Annotated in this window: 14 protein-coding genes; 11 read left to right on the top strand and 3 right to left on the bottom strand. The window is 46.2% G+C overall.

All coding sequences use genetic code 11. The features are described 5' to 3' along the window. The 11 genes from hutI to QZ135_RS12030 form a co-directional block, all read left to right on the top strand. A partial coding sequence (gene hutI, locus QZ135_RS11980; RefSeq protein ID WP_294609266.1) for an imidazolonepropionase occupies window positions 1-1,123 on the top strand: 1,123 nt, incomplete at its 5' end. Window positions 1,124-1,290: 167 nt separating this feature from the next. Then, window positions 1,291-1,920, top strand: a complete 630-nt coding sequence (locus QZ135_RS11985; protein WP_294609268.1) for a cyclodeaminase/cyclohydrolase family protein — start codon at window positions 1,291-1,293, stop codon at window positions 1,918-1,920. After that, on the top strand, window positions 1,917-3,413 hold the full coding sequence (gene hutH, locus QZ135_RS11990) for a histidine ammonia-lyase (RefSeq protein WP_294609270.1): 1,497 nt from the start codon (window positions 1,917-1,919) through the stop codon (window positions 3,411-3,413). Before QZ135_RS11985 ends, hutH begins: the two co-directional genes overlap by 4 nt. A gap of 170 nt (window positions 3,414-3,583) precedes the next feature. Next, window positions 3,584-4,243, top strand: coding sequence for a TetR/AcrR family transcriptional regulator (locus QZ135_RS11995; protein WP_294609272.1), 660 nt, complete (start codon window positions 3,584-3,586; stop codon window positions 4,241-4,243). Window positions 4,244-4,278: 35 nt separating this feature from the next. Beyond that, a complete protein-coding gene (locus QZ135_RS12000) occupies window positions 4,279-5,619 on the top strand; it encodes a TolC family protein (RefSeq protein WP_294609274.1) in 1,341 nt (446 codons plus the stop codon). Between the two features lie 32 nt (window positions 5,620-5,651). Next, entirely contained in the window at window positions 5,652-6,671 is a 1,020-nt protein-coding gene (locus tag QZ135_RS12005; RefSeq protein ID WP_294609276.1) for an efflux RND transporter periplasmic adaptor subunit, read from the top strand. A 108-nt stretch (window positions 6,672-6,779) separates the two neighbouring features. Beyond that, entirely contained in the window at window positions 6,780-9,950 is a 3,171-nt protein-coding gene (locus tag QZ135_RS12010) for an efflux RND transporter permease subunit (protein ID WP_294609278.1), read from the top strand. Between the two features lie 11 nt (window positions 9,951-9,961). Then, entirely contained in the window at window positions 9,962-10,255 is a 294-nt protein-coding gene (locus tag QZ135_RS12015; protein ID WP_294609280.1) for a PG0541 family transporter-associated protein, read from the top strand. Between the two features lie 118 nt (window positions 10,256-10,373). After that, window positions 10,374-11,747, top strand: coding sequence for an SGNH/GDSL hydrolase family protein (locus tag QZ135_RS12020; RefSeq protein ID WP_294609282.1), 1,374 nt, complete (start codon window positions 10,374-10,376; stop codon window positions 11,745-11,747). Further along, window positions 11,701-12,630, top strand: coding sequence for an SGNH/GDSL hydrolase family protein (locus QZ135_RS12025; RefSeq protein ID WP_294609283.1), 930 nt, complete (start codon window positions 11,701-11,703; stop codon window positions 12,628-12,630). The genes QZ135_RS12020 and QZ135_RS12025 overlap by 47 nt, the downstream gene beginning before the upstream one ends. Continuing rightward, entirely contained in the window at window positions 12,611-14,098 is a 1,488-nt protein-coding gene (locus tag QZ135_RS12030; RefSeq protein WP_294609285.1) for an MBOAT family protein, read from the top strand. The genes QZ135_RS12025 and QZ135_RS12030 overlap by 20 nt, the downstream gene beginning before the upstream one ends. On the opposite strand, the gene QZ135_RS12035 is transcribed toward QZ135_RS12030, so the two are convergent. The 3 genes from QZ135_RS12035 to QZ135_RS12045 form a co-directional block, all read right to left on the bottom strand. Then, window positions 14,079-14,684 (bottom strand): hypothetical protein, encoded by a 606-nt coding sequence (locus tag QZ135_RS12035; RefSeq protein ID WP_294609287.1) that lies wholly within the window; start codon window positions 14,682-14,684, stop codon window positions 14,079-14,081. The genes QZ135_RS12030 and QZ135_RS12035 overlap by 20 nt on opposite strands. 13 nt (window positions 14,685-14,697) lie before the next feature. Then, entirely contained in the window at window positions 14,698-15,189 is a 492-nt protein-coding gene (locus QZ135_RS12040) for a sigma-70 family RNA polymerase sigma factor (protein ID WP_294609289.1), read from the bottom strand. Window positions 15,190-15,394: 205 nt separating this feature from the next. Continuing rightward, complete coding sequence (locus QZ135_RS12045; protein ID WP_294609291.1) at window positions 15,395-17,728, bottom strand: glycoside hydrolase family 20 protein; 2,334 nt, start codon at window positions 17,726-17,728, stop codon at window positions 15,395-15,397. Window positions 17,729-17,815: the final 87 nt, after the last annotated feature.

A 17,815-nucleotide genomic window follows, 5' to 3' on the forward strand; every position in this document is an offset into this window, starting at 1 on the left:
TTCCTACGTCGGTCCCTCCCGGGGCGAGAGCCGTGACGGATATTATCAACGCTACTGGCACTACAATGCCCGTGGCAAATGCCTGTTACCCGGCTTCGTCGACTCGCATACACACTTTGTTTTCGGTGGCGAACGTGCCGAAGAATTCTCCTGGCGGCTGAAAGGCGAAAGCTACATGTCCATCATGGAGCGTGGCGGCGGCATTGTGAGCACCGTGAAGGCTACCCGCGAATGCAATTTTATTCAACTTCGCTCCAAAGCCGAAAGTTTCCTGAAGCAAATGAGTTCCATGGGTGTCACCACTGTAGAGGGTAAAAGCGGTTATGGACTTGATAAAGATACGGAACTTCTGCAACTCAAAGTCATGCGCAGTCTGAATAGCGACGAGCATAAACGGGTAGACATCGTTTCCACTTTCCTGGGTGCACATGCTGTGCCCGAAGAATACCGGGGGCGTACGGACGAATATCTCGATTTCATCATCCGCGACGTCCTGCCTTGTGTGGTAGAAGGCGAGCTTGCCGAATTTTGTGATGTCTTCTGCGAACAAGGCGTTTTCTCTGTAGAGCAATCCCGCCGTCTGTTGCAGGCCGCCAAAGAATATGGGCTTGGTCTGAAACTCCATGCCGACGAAATCGTACCGTTGGGCGGTGCCGAACTGGCTGCGGAACTTTCCGCCGTTTCTGCCGACCACCTGTTGCACGCATCCGATGCCGGTATTCGTGCCATGCGAGATGCCGGAACCGTAGCAACCCTGCTCCCTCTGACCGCTTTCGCTTTGAAAGAAAACTACGCCCGTGCCCGTGAAATGGTAGATGCCGGCTGTGCCGTGGCTCTTGCCACCGACCTTAATCCCGGTAGTTGCTTCTCAGGTTCCATTCCGCTGACCTTTGCCTTGGCGTGCATCTATATGCAACTTACCATTGAAGAAGCCATCACCGCCCTCACCCTAAATGGTGCCGCCGCCCTGAATCGTGCGGACAGTATCGGGAGTATTGAGGTAGGTAAGAAAGGGGATTTCGTGGTATTGAATACGGATAATTATCATTTCCTGCCCTATTATGTAGGTATGAACTGTGTCAACACTACTATTAAGGAAGGAGTGATTTATCCCGTGCTATAACTTTTCATAAGCGAGAGTAACTGTCATCCTGAGCTTGTCGAAGGATCTTATCCCCCTGAAAACATAAAAAGAAGAGATGCTTCGGCTTCGCTCAGCATGACGGGAATAGAACTGAACTATGATTGAGAAGATGAATCACAATCGATAACCATTAAAAGAAAAATACCATGTTAGTTGATTTAACTGTAAAAGACTTTTTGAATAAAGTGGCGGGCAATGACCCTGTTCCCGGTGGCGGAAGCATTGCTGCCTTAAACGGTGCCGTAGCTTCGGCACTCACCGCTATGGTTGCCAATCTCACCATCGGCAAGAAGAATTACGAAGAACACGAGGAACTGATGAACCATATAGCTTCCCTTGCCATGAAAGAGAAAGATGTTTTCATAGCTGATATCGACCGTGATTCGGAAGCCTACGATGCTGTGTTTGCCTGCTTCAAGATGCCTAAAGCTACCGACGAAGAGAAAGCCGCCCGCAGTGCTGCCATTCAGGAAGCCACCAAGCATGCGGCTCTCGTTCCCATGCAGGTGGCTCGCAATGCCTATGAATTGATGTCCGTCATTACCGATGTCGCCCGCCTCGGAAATCAAAATGCCGTGACTGATGCTTGCGTAGCACTGATGTCCGCCCGTACTGCTGTGCTGGGTGCTTTGCTGAATGTCCGCATCAATCTGGGTTCCATTAAGGACAAAGCCTTTGCCGATGATTTGCAAAGGGAAGCCGACATCCTGGAACGCCAGGCTTGCGAACGCGAAAAAGAAGTGTTGGATGCTATTAACCAAGAATTAAGAGTATGAAAAATGTCTATCATATAGGGTCCGGTGAACTCACATTCGACATCATCGAACGCATCATTAACGAAAACCTGAAACTGGAACTGGCTCCCGAAGCCAAGGAGCGGATACAGAAGTGCCGCGACTACCTCGACCATAAGATAGCCGAGTCCGAAGAACCCCTCTACGGTATCACTACAGGTTTCGGCTCTCTGTGTAGCAAAAACATTTCTCCCGATGAATTGGGTACCTTGCAGGAAAATCTGATTAAGAGCCATGCTTGCAGTGTCGGCGAAGAAATACGTCCCGTTATCGTTAAGCTGATGATGTTGTTGAAAGCTCATGCCCTTTCGCTGGGACATAGTGGCGTACAAGTCATTACCGTGCAGCGTATTCTTGATTTCTTCAACAATGATGTGATGCCTATCGTCTACGACCGAGGTTCACTGGGCGCATCCGGCGACTTGGCTCCCCTTGCCAATCTCTTCCTGCCGCTTATCGGTGTGGGCGATGTCTATTATAAAGGTAAGAAGCGCGAAGCTATCAGCGTCCTCGATGAATTTGGTTGGGAACCGGTGAAACTCATGAGCAAAGAAGGGCTGGCCCTGCTCAACGGTACGCAGTTCATGAGCGCCAACGGTGTATTTGCCATTTTGAAAGCTTTCCGTCTTTCTAAGAAAGCCGACCTTATTGCTGCTCTTTCCCTCGAAGCTTTTGATGGGCGTATCGATCCTTTCATGGATTGTATTCAGCAAATCCGTCCTCATCAAGGGCAAATCGAGACTGGCAATAACTTCCGTAAACTCTTGGAGGGCAGTGAAATCATTGCTCAGTATAAGGCGCATGTACAAGATCCGTACTCTTTCCGTTGTATTCCCCAAGTACATGGAGCTACGAAAGATGCCATCCGTTATGTTTCCTCAGTCCTGCTGACAGAAATCAATTCCGTAACGGATAATCCTACCATCTTCCCTGATGAAGACCGTATCATTTCCGGCGGCAACTTCCACGGTCAGCCGCTTGCCATTTCCTATGACTTCCTTGGTATTGCTCTTGCCGAATTGGGTAATATCTCCGAACGCCGTGTGGCACAACTTATCATGGGGTTGCGTGGTTTGCCCGAATTTCTGGTTGCCAATCCCGGTCTGAATTCCGGTTTCATGATACCGCAATATGCTGCCGCCTCTATGGTCAGTCAGAATAAGATGTATTGCTATGCTGCCAGTAGCGACTCCATCGTTTCCTCCAACGGACAGGAAGACCATGTCAGCATGGGTGCCAATGCGGCTACCAAGTTGTATCGTATCATGGACAATCTGGAACACATCCTTTCTATCGAACTGATGAATGCCGCCCAAGGCATCGAGTTCCGCCGTCCGCTGAAAACCTCTCCGGTCTTGGAACGCTTCCTGAACGAATATCGCAAGGAAGTTCCTTTTATTAAAGACGATATCGTCATGTACAAGGAGATTCATAAGACAGTTGCTTTCCTGAATCGGACAAAGTTCGATTATTAATCAGCATTCTTCCAAATAAATATGCTATATCTATAATAAATATTAATATAGCAAACCTTAATAAGAAAACTCAATCCATAGGTTGAGTTTTCTTTCTATATTTGCCCAGTTTTATTCCGAAAGTGGACATATCTCTGCTTGAAATCAAAAATTCTAAGGAGACAATAGAAATGAAAACGGGCGACAACATGAAAGAAACCCCTTCGAGGTTGGAGTTACGGGAGCGTATCATTGATACTGCTCTGGAATCTTTTGTTACACATGGTATCAAAAGCATTACGATGGATGACATTGCGGCAGCACTGGGCATCTCCAAACGTACTTTATATGAAGTCTTTGCTGATAAAGAAACCTTACTGATGGAATGTCTTCGAAAGGCTCAGGACGAGGGGGATGCGTATGTGAAAGAAGTCTACGAAAAAGCCTCTAACGTACTGGAAGTTTTGTTAAAGCTCTATCAAAGGAGCATTGAGAAGTTCCATAATACGAATAAAAAGTTCTTTGAAGATATCAAGAAATACCCCAAGGTATATGATATGTTGGTAAAACGTCGTAACCGTGACTCTGAAGAGACAATTGCTTTCTTTAAATTAGGCATAAAGCAAGGCTACTTCCGCGATGATGTTAATTTTTCTATTGTAAACCTGTTGGTACGCGAACAGCTCGACTTGTTGATGAATACAGACCTTTGCAAGGAGTATTCTTTCCTCGAAGTGTATGAGTCCATCATGTTCACCTATCTTCGTGGAATTTCGACGGAGAAAGGAGCCCGGAAGTTGGAGGAATTCATTCAGGAGTACCGGCAGAAGCGACAAACCAGTTCGGAATGACCAAATAATCTTTAAACATATAGATTGATTTTTTTATGGACAGACAACTAATTTTAGTAGGCAAAAAGATGATGTTGACTGTGGTTTTGGCGTGGGCTGTAGGCTCCGTGCAAGCACAGGAAACGAAAGAAACCCTAACCTTGACCCTCGACAAAGCACTGGAAATTGCACTCAGCGATAATCCGACCATAAAGGTGGCTGAAGAGGAAATAGCCCTGAAGAAAGTGGCTAACAAGGAAACTTGGCAGAATCTGTTGCCGGAAGCCAGCATTGGCGGAACATGGAACCATACGATTACGGCAGCCCAGATGAATCTTGGCGGGCAGTCATTCAAGATGGGTCAGGACAATTCAAATACTGTGAGCGGAGCTTTGAATATCAGCTTACCGTTATTTGCCCCTTCGGTTTACAAAGCAATGTCTATGACGAAAACAGACATAGAGTTGGCAGTAGAGAAATCCCGCGCTTCCAAGCAGGATTTGGTTAATCAGGTCACTAAGGCTTATTATCAGTTGATGCTATCGCAAGACTCTTATGACGTTTTGCAGAAAAGCTATAAGCTGGCAGAAGACAACTACAATGTGGTCAATGCGAAATACCAACAAGGCGCTGTCAGCGAGTTCGATAAGATCAGTGCTGAAGTGCAGATGCGCAGTGTTAAGCCGAATGTGATTTCAGCAAGCAATGCTGTCACTCTATCCAAACTTCAGTTGAAGGTACTGATGGGGATAACGGAAGATTTTGATATTAAGATAGATGACAGTCTGGCTAAATATGAAACGGATTTGTTTGCCAACCAACTCAATACGTTTGATGAAGGATTAGTGAACAACACTACTATGAAGCAGTTCGAATTGAATCTGAAATTGCTTAATCAGAACCTGAAATCCTTGAAGACGAATTTTATGCCGACATTGGGCATGAATTATCAATATCAGTATCAGTCGTTGTATAATGACAACTGGAATGTCTTCGATTACAACTGGGGTGGAAGTTCTTCATTGGTGTTCACCTTGAATATCCCTCTTTATAAGGCAAGCAACTTCACAAAACTGAAAAGTACACGGATTCAGATGAACCAGTTACGGGAGAATCGTACGAATACGGAACGCCAACTGAATATGCAGGTAACCAGTTACAAGAATAATATGGCGGCAAGTTCCGAGCAGGTTGTCAGTAACAAGGAAAACGTGATGCAGGCTCAGAAGGCGGTGGAAATTGCCGGTAAGCGTTACGAAGTAGGTAAGGGCACGGTGCTGGAACTGAATAGCTCACAAGTATCTCTGACTCAGGCTGAGTTGACTTATAACCAATCTATCTACGACTATCTGGTGGCTAAGGCTGACCTTGATCAGGTTTTGGGTCGTAATTATTAAATTAACAAGTAGAAATATATAATCACAACGATATGAAAAAAAGTTTTCAATTAATTGCCCTGGTGGCCGTTGCACTACTGAGTTCATGCAGTGGTGGAGAGAAAGACAAGGCTGCGACTGAAAAAGTAGAAGAAAAACCAAGAGTGAAACTGGCCTCTGTGACCGCACGTCCTGTTGACCAGATACAAGAATATACAGCTACGGTGCAGGCTGAGGTGAAGAACAACATTGCTCCTTCTTCTCCCGTACGTATCGACCGGATTTTTGTAGAAGTAGGCGACCGCGTGGCTAAAGGCCAGAAGCTGGTGCAGATGGATGCTGCCAGCCTGAAGCAGGCGAAGTTCCGTCTGGACAACCAGGAAATAGAGTTCAAGCGTACTGATGAATTATATAAGGTGGGCGGTACTTCCAAATCCGAATGGGATGCGGCCAAGATGGCGCTGGACGTACAGCAGACCACTTATAAAAATTTGTTGGAAAACACTGCTTTGCTTAGCCCCATCAATGGTGTGGTGACAGCTCGTAACTATGACAATGGTGACATGTACAGTGGCGGCAACCCTGTACTGACCGTAGAGCAGATAACTCCGGTGAAGCTGATGATTAACGTTTCCGAAGGTTATTTCACGAAGGTAAAGAAGGGGGCTCCAGTAGCCGTAAAGGTAGATGTTTACGGAGACGAAGAATTTGAAGGTAAAATCAGTCTCGTTTATCCGACTATTGATGCGAATACCCGTACCTTCCCTGTAGAAGTGCAGTTGGCTAACCGCGACCAAAAGGTACGTCCGGGAATGTTTGCGCGTGTGACGTTGAACTTCGGAACGCAGGATCACGTGGTTGTGCCCGATTTGGCTATTGTGAAGCGTGCCGGTTCAGGTGACCGCTATGTTTATGTGTATAAAGATGGCAAAGTATCTTATAACAAGGTGGAACTTGGCCGTCGGATGGACACTGAATACGAATTACTTTCAGGTGTGGACAATAATTCGCAGGTGGTTATTGCCGGACAGTCGAAACTGGCCGACGGTGTGGAAGTGGAAGTAGAGAAATAATTATAAATGAAGAATTAAGAATTAAGAATGAAGAATCTGGTTGTGCAACGCAGTCTTGCCGCAGGGTAATTCTTCATTCTTCATTCCTCATCCTTAATTAAAAAAAACATGAGTTTATACGAAGGAGCGGTTAAAAAACCGATTATGACCTCGCTTTGCTTTCTGGCAGTAGCGATATTTGGTCTGTTCTCTTTGTCGAAATTGCCGGTGGACCTCTATCCGGATATCGAGACCAACACCATCATGGTGATGACCTCCTATGCCGGTGCCAGTGCGTCGGATATTGAGAACAACGTGACCCGTCCGTTAGAGAATACGCTGAACTCTGTCAGCAACCTGAAGCATATCACCTCCCGTTCATCGGAGAACATCTCCGTAATTACGCTGGAGTTCGAGTATGGATACGACATCGATGTGTTGACAAACGATGTGCGCGATAAGCTGGACATGGTGAGCTCTCAGCTCCCCGATGAGGTGGAGACACCTATCATCTTCAAGTTCAGCACGGATATGATTCCTATCTTGTTGCTTTCCGTGCAGGCGGATGAAAGTCAGCCGGCACTCTATAAGATATTGGATGATAACATCGTGAACCCGTTGGCGCGTGTGCCGGGCGTGGGCACGGTGTCTATCTCCGGTGCACCCAAGCGCGAGGTCAATGTGTATTGCGACCCCAATAAGCTGGATGCCTATAATCTTTCCGTGGAAACCATCAGTTCTATTATCAGCGCTGAAAACCGCAATACTCCGGGTGGTACGTTCGATGTGGGAAATAATACCTATTCGTTGCGCGTAGAGGGTGAGTTTAAGGATCCTAAAGAGATGGCGAACATCGTGGTGGGCACGCATAACGGTGCTTCGGTTTATCTCCGTGATGTGGCAACCATAGTGGACTCTGTGGAGGAACGTGCACAGAAGACTTACAGTAACGGTGTGCAAGGTGCCATGATTGTGGTACAGAAGCAGTCCGGTGCCAACTCTGTGGCCATTTCGCAGAAGGTTATCGACATGTTGCCGCAGTTGCAGAAGTCGTTGCCGAGCGACGTGAAGTTGGGCATCATTGTCAATACTTCCGATAACATTCTGAATACCATTGATAGTTTGGAGGAGACCATCATGTACGCCATGCTGTTCGTAATTCTGGTGGTATTCATCTTCCTGGGACGCTGGCGTGCTACGGTAATTATCTGTATCACAATTCCGATGTCATTGGTGGCCTCATTCATTTATCTGGGCATCATTGACGGTGGTTCGCTGAATATCATCTCGCTCTCTTGTCTCTCCATTGCTATCGGTAATGTGGTGGACGACGCCATTGTGGTACTTGAGAATGTAACGACCCATATTGAACGAGGGTCTGAACCGAAACAAGCGGCTGTGCATGCCACGAATGAGGTGGCTATTTCTGTAATTGCCTCGACGCTGACCATGATTGCGGTATTCTTCCCGTTGACTATGGTAAGCGGTATGTCCGGTGTGCTGTTCCGTCAGTTGGGTTGGATGATGTGTGTGATTATGACCGTTTCCACAATCTCAGCTTTGTCGTTCACTCCGATGATGTGTGCGCAGCTTTTGCGTTTGCAGAAAAAGCAGAGCAAGATATTCATTGCATTTTATAAACCTATTCAACGCGGGCTTGATAATCTGGACGTGTGGTATCAGAACCGTCTGAACTGGGCTGTCCGCCATCGTGCTACTATTATCGTGGGTTGTGCCATTTTCTTTGGGGCAAGTTTGTTCTGTGCCAAGTACATTGGCTCGGAATTCTTCCCGGCAGCCGACAATAGTCGTATCGGAGTGAAATTGCAGTTGCCTATCGGTGCTCGTGTAGAGCGTGCACAGGCTTTGGCTTCGGAATTGACGGATAAGTGGATGAAGCGTTATGAAAATGTTATGAAGGTTTGTAACTATACTGTGGGTCAGGCTGATTCGGATAATACTTTTGCTTCGATGCAGGATAATGGTAGCCATATCATTAGTTTCAATATCAGTTTGGTGAGTCCTGCTGAGCGTGACGTTTCGTTGGAAAAGGTCTGTGACGAGATGCGTGAAGATTTGAAGGCCTATCCCGAATTGGACAAGGCGCAGGTAATCCTCGGTGGTAGCACTGGTGGTATGAGTGCCCAGGCCAGTGCCGACTTTGAGGTTTACGGTTATGATTTTACCGCTACGGATAAAGTTTCGGCCGAATTGAAAGAGAAGCTGCTGAATGTAAAAGGTGTAAGTGAGGTGAATATTAGTCGTCAGGATTATCAACCTGAATATCAGGTGGATTTCGATCGTGAGAAACTTGCTTTGCACGGTCTGAATTTGTCGACGGCCTCCGGTTATCTTCGTAATCGCGTGAACGGATCTTTAGCTTCTTATTATCGTGAGGACGGTGACGAGTACGATATCCGGGTGCGTTATGCTCCTGAGTTCCGTACAAAGATTGAAGATTTGGAGAATATTCTGATTTATACACCTTCGGGTGAGGGTATCCGTATAAAGGATCTCGGTAAAGTGGTAGAACGTTCTGCTCCTCCTACCATCGAACGTAAGGACCGTGAACGTATTGTTACCGTATCTGCGGTTATTTCCGGCGTTCCGTTGGGTGATGTGGTAGCTGACGGTAATAAAATTATTGAAAATATGGATCTGCCGAGTGGTATTTCTATCCAGATTTCGGGTTCTTACGAAGACCAGCAGGATTCGTTCTCCGATTTGGGTACACTGGCTGTGTTGATTATCATTCTGGTATTTATCGTGATGGCAGCCCAGTTCGAATCTCTGAGTTATCCGTTCATCATCATGTTCTCCATCCCATTTGCGTTCAGCGGTGTGCTGATGGCACTTTTCTTTACGGGCACTAACCTGAACGTTATGAGCTTGTTGGGTGGTATCATGTTGATTGGTATTGTGGTGAAGAATGGTATTGTGCTTATCGACTATATTACGCTTTGCCGCGAACGAGGCATGGCAGTGCTCCACTCTGTGGTTACGGCAGGCCGTAGCCGTTTGCGTCCGGTATTGATGACAACGCTGACCACTATCCTCGGTATGGTGCCGATGGCTGTTGGACAGGGTGAAGGTGCCGAGATGTGGCGTCCGTTGGGTGTGGCGGTAATTGGTGGTCTGACGGTATCTACTATTCTGACATTGATTCTCGTTCCTGTGCTTTACTGTTCGTTTGCTGGTATCGGTATTAAGCGTAGCCGTCGCAAGATTAAGAAAGACCGTGAACTGAACGATTACTATCAGGCTCATAAGGAGAAGATGACGAAACCTAAAAAACAATAAATCAAAAAGATATGAAATCCGTATTTATAACATTCGACCAAGCGTTCTTTGAACGCATCATGGCGTTGCTCGACCGCCAGGGGTGTCGTGGATTCAGCTACTGGCAGCAGGTGCAGGGGCGTGGAAGCAAGACGGGTGAACCACATTATGGCAGTCATGCGTGGCCCAGTATGTGTTCTGCTATCATAACCATAGTGGATGATGCTAAAGTAGACCCATTGCTCGATGCACTTCACCGGATAGACGAGGAAACCCAACAACTCGGACTCCGGGCATTTGTCTGGAACATTGAGAAGACGATATAAGTGTGACCATACAGGATAGGCACCCTGTACAGTGAAGAAAGGGAAATCTTACAAAACGTGAAGATTTCCCTTTCTTTTTATGTCTTTTCCCTATCTTTGCAGCTCCTTTATGGGTAATATGGAAAAGAATTATCTGAAATATACTTGCATTTGGGCATTTACGATATTGGCAGGGCTGCTACTGATGTACTTTCTGCCGGGATTTTCGGTAGGTGAACACGGGATGAGGCGTGTCGATCTGCTGGGTGATGTGCGTGTACAGGTTGAGCCTGTCGAAGAAGTGGACAGCTTGCTGCCCCCGCCGCCAAAGGTGAAACCGGCTTTTGTGGATACCTGCCGTGCAGGCATGACGTGCATTGAAGATTATAGTGATTCTACCCTACGGGGAATGACGCCTTTCTATCGGGCACTGGATGAACTGGCTCAACGCCCGCGCCAGGTACGCATTGCCGTTTTTGGAGACTCTTTTATCGAAGCGGACATTCTGACGGCAGACTTGCGCGATATGTTGCAGAGCAAATACGGTGGTTGCGGAGTCGGCTTCGTTACCATTACTTCCATGACCAGTGGCTTCCGTCCCACGGTGCGCCACTCCTTTAGTGGTTGGCAAAGCCATTCCGTGATGGATTCCACCTTCTTCGACCGTAAGAAGCAAGGAATTTCCGGACATTATTTCGTTCCCCGTCCCGGCGCTTATGTGGAACTGAAAGGACAGAGTAAATACGCTTCACATCTGGATACTTGCCAGCAGGCTTCCATCTTTTTTTATAGTAAAGGCGAAGTTACCCTTTCCGTCAATGTCAATCGGAATGAGAAACAAACCCGCACTTTCTCTCCTACAGAAGACTTGCAGGAAATGAAAGTGGACGGTCACATCGGTTCTGTCCGTTGGATGGTGGATGAGGCGGATTCTACCTTATTCTATGGTTTGGCAATGGATGGCAAGCAGGGAATTATCCTGGATAATTTTTCTCTGCGTGGCAGTTCGGGTTTGTCATTGCGTTCAGTTCCTATATGGATGATGCACGAGTTTAATGACCAGCGTCCTTACGATTTAATCATCCTGCAATATGGTCTGAATGTTGCCACCGAGCGCGGGCGGAATTATGATAAATACATTGCAGGCATGCAGACCACTATTGAGCATCTGAAGGAAGCATTTCCACAGGCGGGTATATTGATTGTGAGTGTGGGTGACCGCGATTATAAGACCGAGGACGGAACCCTGCGCACTATGCCCGGCATCAAGAATCTGGTGCGCTATCAACAGAACCTTGCGGCCAACAATGACGTTGCTTTCTGGAATATGTTTGAAGCGATGGGCGGAGAGGGGAGCATGGTGAATCTGGTACATGCCAAGCCTTCTTTGGCGAATTACGATTATACACACATCAATTTCCGGGGTGGAAAACATCTGGCAGGCTTACTTTACGAGGCGCTTGTGTATGGAAAAGAACAGTATGACAGGAGGCGGGCGTATGAGGCGGAATAATTTCTTTAGTATACTCTTTTTCTTGTTGTGCTTCTTGCCTCTTCATGCCCAGGACCCTATTCCTTCCTGTCCCCTTGTCAGCAAAATCACGGCAGATTGTGATACCATCCGTTCCTATTCCCAGCGCACGGACACTGTTTTCATTCCTCAAATCGCTTTCCCGGCTGCTTTCCGGCAACCCGGTGTCAACGAACTGACGGATAGTCTCGGCATCCTTAACCCTTTCTGGGAGAAGTTGCGCCTGTTGCACTCCGGCTTTTCTACTGATACCATCCGTATCGTACACGTCGGTGACAGTCATATCCGTGGGCGTATTCTTCCCCGCACCACCGGAACACTGCTGGCAGAAACTTTCGGTGCCGTTTCCTATATAGATAAGGGTATCAATGGTGCCTTTTGCATCACCTTTACCCGTCCCGACCGCATCTCAGAAATTGCCGCCTTGCATCCCGACCTCGTTATTCTCTCTTTCGGGACGAACGAGAGTCATAACCGCCGTTACAATACTCTGGTTCACTACCGCCAGATGGACGAATTGGTGCGTATGCTTCGTGATAGCCTACCCAACGTCCCTTTGCTGATGACGACACCACCCGGTTCCTATGACAGCTTCCGGAAAAGTCGTCGTCGCCGCACGTATAGCATCAATCCCCGCACCTCCATTGCCGTAGAAACCATACGGCGCTTTGCCGATGACAACGGACTTGCTGTGTGGGACATGTACGAAGCTGTGGGCGGAAGAAGACGTGCCTGCCTGAACTGGCAGGAAGCCGGACTGATGCGTCCGGACCATGTGCACTATCTTCCTGAGGGATATGTATTGCAGGGAGAATTACTTTATCAAGCTCTTTTAAAAGCCTATAATGATTATGTGGGATATTGACTTCAACCGTCTGCGTGATGTATTCGTTTATGACCCGCAAGCGCCGATGATATTCAGTAGCGGCATTTTCTTGTGGTTGTTTGCAGCATTTATTCTGATATATCTGCTGTTGCAACGCCGTCTGACTGCACGTTTACTATTTGTAACCGCGTTTTCTTATTATTTTTATTATAAAAGTAGCGGCACTTACTTTTTCCTGTTGGCGCTTGTCACGGTGGCGGACTTCTTCATAGCCCGTCTCATGGCAATCAGTACTGTGAGCTGGCAACGTAAAACGTGGGTAGTGGTGAGCCTTTTCATTAATCTCGGTTTGCTTTGTTATTTCAAATATACCAATTTTCTGGGAGATGTGTTTGCTTCACTTGTGGGCGGTACGTTTCATCATTATGATATATTCCTTCCTGTTGGCATTTCCTTCTTTACTTTCCAGTCGCTCAGTTACACGATTGATGTGTATCGTAAAGACATAACTCCTCTGACCAATTTGCTGGATTACGCCTTTTATGTTTCTTTCTTCCCGCAGTTGGTTGCAGGACCCATTGTGCGTGCCCGTGACTTCATCCCGCAGATTCGTCGTCCGTTGTTTGTCTCCCACGAGATGTTCGGGCGAGGAATATTCCTGATAGCAAGCGGCCTTTTCAAGAAAGCGATTATTTCGGATTATATCAGTGTGAATTTCGTAGAGCGCATCTTTGATAATCCTACGCTCTATTCAGGAGTGGAGAACTTGATGGGTGTTTATGGATATGCCCTGCAAATCTATTGCGATTTCTCCGGTTATAGTGATATGGCTATCGGCATCGCCTTGCTTCTTGGCTTCCACTTTAATAAAAACTTCGATTCACCTTACAAATCCGCTTCTATTACTGAGTTCTGGCGACGTTGGCATATCTCACTTTCCAGTTGGTTGAAAGATTATCTTTATATCTCTTTGGGAGGAAACCGGAAGGGAAAGATACGGCAATATGCCAACCTAATCATCACTATGTTTCTGGGTGGTTTGTGGCATGGCGCTTCCTGGAATTTTGTCGTTTGGGGATTATTCCATGGCGTGGCTCTGGCTGCACATAAATTCTGGATGACGTTGACCGGACGGAAAAAGGGAGAAAAAAGTCACGGCATCCGCCGCTTCTTCGGCATACTTATCACATTCCATTTTGTTTGTTTCTGCTGGATATTCTTCCGCAATGCAGATTTTTCCACTTCGTTGGATATGATAAAGCAAATCTATACCACTTTCCGCCCGCAACTTTTCCCGCAACTGATTGCAGGCTATTGGGAAGTGTTTGCACTGATGGCATTGGGTTTCTTCCTGCATTTCTGCCCCGACCGTTGGGAAAATGCTTGCTGCAGAGCAGTAATCCGCCTCCCCCTTGTGGGAAAGGCGGTTCTGATGCTTGCTTTAATTTACTTGGTAATCCAGATGAAGAGTACGGAGATTCAGCCTTTCATTTACTTCCAGTTCTGATAGGATCACTCTCAAACTCTTTCAGTTCCGTCAAACCTTGCTCTACTTCTTTGATTCTTTGTTCGTGCTGTTTCATTTTCATATAACTGTAGATGCAGCCCACAATCATTACTGCCAGTACAGGCACGAAAGCGTAGGGATTGGTAATTTTACTCTCTGAAATCAAAAAGACTATTACGGAGCCAAGGCCAAGAATAGTACCATACTTCTTGTTATAGCTATAGAATCTTCTATATTTCAAGATGGTACGGGTCAACTCATTTACTTTCATATAGTTCAGCTTAAACTTGGATAAGCTATAGAGGATTACCAATTGAAACAGTAAGGCCAGAAACATCACAGCTTCCAAAAGTATGAAAGAATTCAGTTTCATATTGATTCCCAGGAACCTGTTTACAGGCAGTACAATCAGGCCGCAGAGCAGGATTATATAAAGTCCCCGTAATTCCTGATTATAAATACTGTCATAAGCAGATTTTGTTTTACTTGCAATCATTTCTTCGATGATCCTCTTGTTCAATATCTCATTTTGTTCCAAACGCTCATTCAGGACATTCCAGCTATTTTTCATTTCATCTATATTCATCGTTCATTCTATTTTAGGAATTAGACATGTTTTTCAGATTCTCTTTGATACGATAGAGTTTTACGGCTACATTATTTTTGGAGATACCCAATATATCGGCAATTTCCTGATGACTCCGTTCTTCGAGCCAAAGCAAAATCAGCGCGCGTTCCAATTTGCCCAGTTTATTTATCATATGATAAAGTTCGCGGAGTTGTGATGTTTTTTCTTCCTCATCGGCAAAGTCAGATTCCATATCAACTGTGATAGGGATCACGGTTGGTCTTGAATTGGATTTGCGGAAGAAAGAGATACAGGTATTCAAAGCAATCCGGTAAACCCAAGTGGATGCTTTGCACTCGCCCCGGAAGCAAGGAAAGGATTTCCATAGATTTATCACTGTCTCTTGATACAGATCATTGAGATTGTCGTTGTCAGTGGCGTAGATATAGCAGACTTTGTAGATAATCTGTTTATGTTCCGTCACGAAGTCGACAAATTGCTTTTCCAACATTCTTGTGTCCATAAATTAACTCTTTTACTTCATTAGTCGCACGAAAAATAAAACGATTACAAGACTTTTGCAAAATTATTCAGATGTAAAAAAAGCGAATTATATGGATTCTCAATTAGATGAATCCGTATAATTCGCTCAATTTCCGCTAAAAGAGGTTGTACAAGATAACCTCCGGCGTATTTTTCTGAGAATGGTCAGAAGTTGATATCAACAATCAGTCAATTTCTATTTCGTCAATGAACATATAAGCCGCTTTGCCCTCACCTGCATGTCCTTTCGGTAGGGCGGGGCTACGTTTGATGACCACCTTCACATACCGTGCTTTCACCGGATCGAAAGTGATGTCGTAGTTTTCCACACCTTTCTTATCGATATTTGTTTCCGCCGGAATATCTTTTGAAGCGATTTCGTGGAACTCTTTATTATCATCAGATACAGATACTACCAGTCCCGTGCTGCCCATAATCCAGGCACTCATATCAACCACTGCATTTGTAGCTACCCGCTTGATTTCCGTTTCCTGGCCGAGGTCGATAATAGCTTCCACATCGCCGCCTACAAAACCTAACCAGGCACCGGTGGCATAGCTGTCATTTCCTTTCATACCATCCACCAAAGTAATGGCACCACTGAATTTATATTTTTCCGATGGCTGGAACGTCAGTTCAATGGGGCAATAAGTAGCCTTGTTGAAAGAAATCTTCTTGTTTACTACTTTGCTCTTTCCTTCCGGGCGGATCACTGCTGCCTGGAAATCTGCTGTTTCAGTGATGATAACAGGTTCTGTATATTTCAGTGAAGCAGTAGTCGGTTCCGTTCCATCCAATGTATAATAAATAGGAGCGTCATCAATGGTGCTCAATGTAACTACAACCGCTTTCTTATCTGTATCAGGTGTGAAATCAGCTTTCAGGTCGAACACATGCTTGGCATAGTTGAAGCCGTCTCTTTGATAGAACTTCATCAGGCGGGCCAGACGTGTGGTGAAATCCTTGAAATCTTTCTTTTCTGGCTGTGTCCATTGCACTTCGGCAAGGGCAGCCATACGGGGCAATATCATGTATTCCACATGTTCGGTGCTGGCTATATACTCTGTCCATAAGTTGGCCTGGGCACCGAGAATATGCTTGCTTTGCTCTTTGGTAAGTGCTGCCGGCACAGGTTCCAGACTATATACTTTCTCAATGGGCACGTAGCCACCGATACCAAGCGGCTCATCTTGTGTGTCTGCGGTCTGGTAATAGTCGAAATAACAGAAAGAGGTGGGGGTCATGATAACATCGTGCCCCAGTTGTGCAGCTTCGATACCACCTTCCATACCGCGCCAAGACATTACTGTTGCATTGGGTGCTACGTCACCTTCCAAGATTTCATCCCAACCGATAATCCGGCGTCCCTTGCTGTTCAGGAAATTCTCGATGCGTGTCATGCAATAACTCTGCAGGCGATCTTCGGCCGTATGGTTTTTATCTGCTTTCAGACCTTCCGCTTTGATGCGTGCCTGACATTTCGGACATTCTTTCCAACGGTTACGCGGAGCTTCATCACCACCGATGTGTACATACTCTGATGGGAATATTTCGATGATTTCACTCATTACGTCTTCCAGGAATTGCATGGTTTTATCATTACCGATGCAGAGCACGTCTTCAAATATACCCCAACGCGGACACACTTCATATGGACCGCCCGTACATCCCAATTCGGGATAAGCGGCCAATGCAGCAAGCATATGTCCCGGCAAGTCTACTTCCGGAATTACTGTGATGTAACGTTCCTGCGCATATTTCACGATTTCTTTCGCCTCTTCCTGTGTATAGAAACCGCCATACGGAGTGTTGTCATACTCTTGCGTATTTTTCCCGATTACAGTGCGGCTGCGTTGTGAGCCTATTTCTGTCAGTTTCGGGTACTTCTTGATTTCAATCCTCCAGCCTTGGTCTTCGGTGAGGTGCCAGTGGAAAGTGTTCATATTATGAAGTGCCAGCAGATCTATGTACTTCTTTATGAATTCGATGGGGAAGAAGTGACGTCCTACGTCGAGGTGCATACCGCGGTATGAGAATCGCGGTTCGTCTTTAATTTCTCCTGCCGGTATCAGGATGGTTGCTCCTTTGGCTTCGGCGGGGATGGATTTACGCAGAGTCTGAATACCGTAGAATACTCCGTTTTCGGTCTGGCCGTTGATGCTGATACCTTCGGGGGTGGTAGTCAGCATATAGCCTTCTTTGTTTGTAATGCCTGGGTCGAGTCCCAGTGTGATTGCATTTTTAACTTGCTCGCCTGCTGCGATAGCTTTTGTTTTTGGTGCATAATCCGTGGATTGCCGGATGTACTCCGACAGAAACTCTGCGTTGCATTGCAGCAAGGCAGAGTTTTCCGGATAAGCAATGAGAACATTTCCGTTTAGTTTGAATGGGGGGGCCTGGGTTAAGCTTGCCTCTTGGGGGAGAGGTGTCACTTGGTAGTTAGCTTCTTTCTCCGCGGTACACGAAGCGCATGCCAAGGCGAGAGCACCTGCAAGAAGTGCGTGGTTAAGTTTTCTCATGGTGTTAGTATTTAATTGATTCGTGTACAAAGTTATCAAATAAATGCTAAAAACCTATACTAATTGGTATATTCATGTATTTGCGGG

It is taken from the genome of uncultured Bacteroides sp., assembly GCF_905207245.1.
Lineage (GTDB): Bacteria > Bacteroidota > Bacteroidia > Bacteroidales > Bacteroidaceae > Bacteroides.

Excerpts from the sequence above, each read along its gene's own strand:
- QZ135_RS12010 (WP_294609278.1), top strand. The coding sequence starts at position 6,780 with ATGAGTTTATACGAAGGAGCGGTTAAAAAACCGATTATGACCTCGCTT.
- QZ135_RS11995 (WP_294609272.1), top strand. The coding sequence starts at position 3,584 with ATGAAAACGGGCGACAACATGAAAGAAACCCCTTCGAGGTTGGAGTTA.
- QZ135_RS12030 (WP_294609285.1), top strand. The coding sequence starts at position 12,611 with ATGATTATGTGGGATATTGACTTCAACCGTCTGCGTGATGTATTCGTT.
- QZ135_RS12045 (WP_294609291.1), bottom strand. The coding sequence starts at position 17,728 with ATGAGAAAACTTAACCACGCACTTCTTGCAGGTGCTCTCGCCTTGGCA.
- QZ135_RS12015 (WP_294609280.1), top strand. The coding sequence starts at position 9,962 with ATGAAATCCGTATTTATAACATTCGACCAAGCGTTCTTTGAACGCATC.
- QZ135_RS12040 (WP_294609289.1), bottom strand. The coding sequence starts at position 15,189 with ATGGACACAAGAATGTTGGAAAAGCAATTTGTCGACTTCGTGACGGAA.
- QZ135_RS12000 (WP_294609274.1), top strand. The coding sequence starts at position 4,279 with ATGGACAGACAACTAATTTTAGTAGGCAAAAAGATGATGTTGACTGTG.
- QZ135_RS11985 (WP_294609268.1), top strand. The coding sequence starts at position 1,291 with ATGTTAGTTGATTTAACTGTAAAAGACTTTTTGAATAAAGTGGCGGGC.
- QZ135_RS12020 (WP_294609282.1), top strand. The coding sequence starts at position 10,374 with ATGGAAAAGAATTATCTGAAATATACTTGCATTTGGGCATTTACGATA.
- hutH (WP_294609270.1), top strand. The coding sequence starts at position 1,917 with ATGAAAAATGTCTATCATATAGGGTCCGGTGAACTCACATTCGACATC.
- QZ135_RS12025 (WP_294609283.1), top strand. The coding sequence starts at position 11,701 with ATGGAAAAGAACAGTATGACAGGAGGCGGGCGTATGAGGCGGAATAAT.
- QZ135_RS12005 (WP_294609276.1), top strand. The coding sequence starts at position 5,652 with ATGAAAAAAAGTTTTCAATTAATTGCCCTGGTGGCCGTTGCACTACTG.
- QZ135_RS12035 (WP_294609287.1), bottom strand. The coding sequence starts at position 14,684 with ATGAATATAGATGAAATGAAAAATAGCTGGAATGTCCTGAATGAGCGT.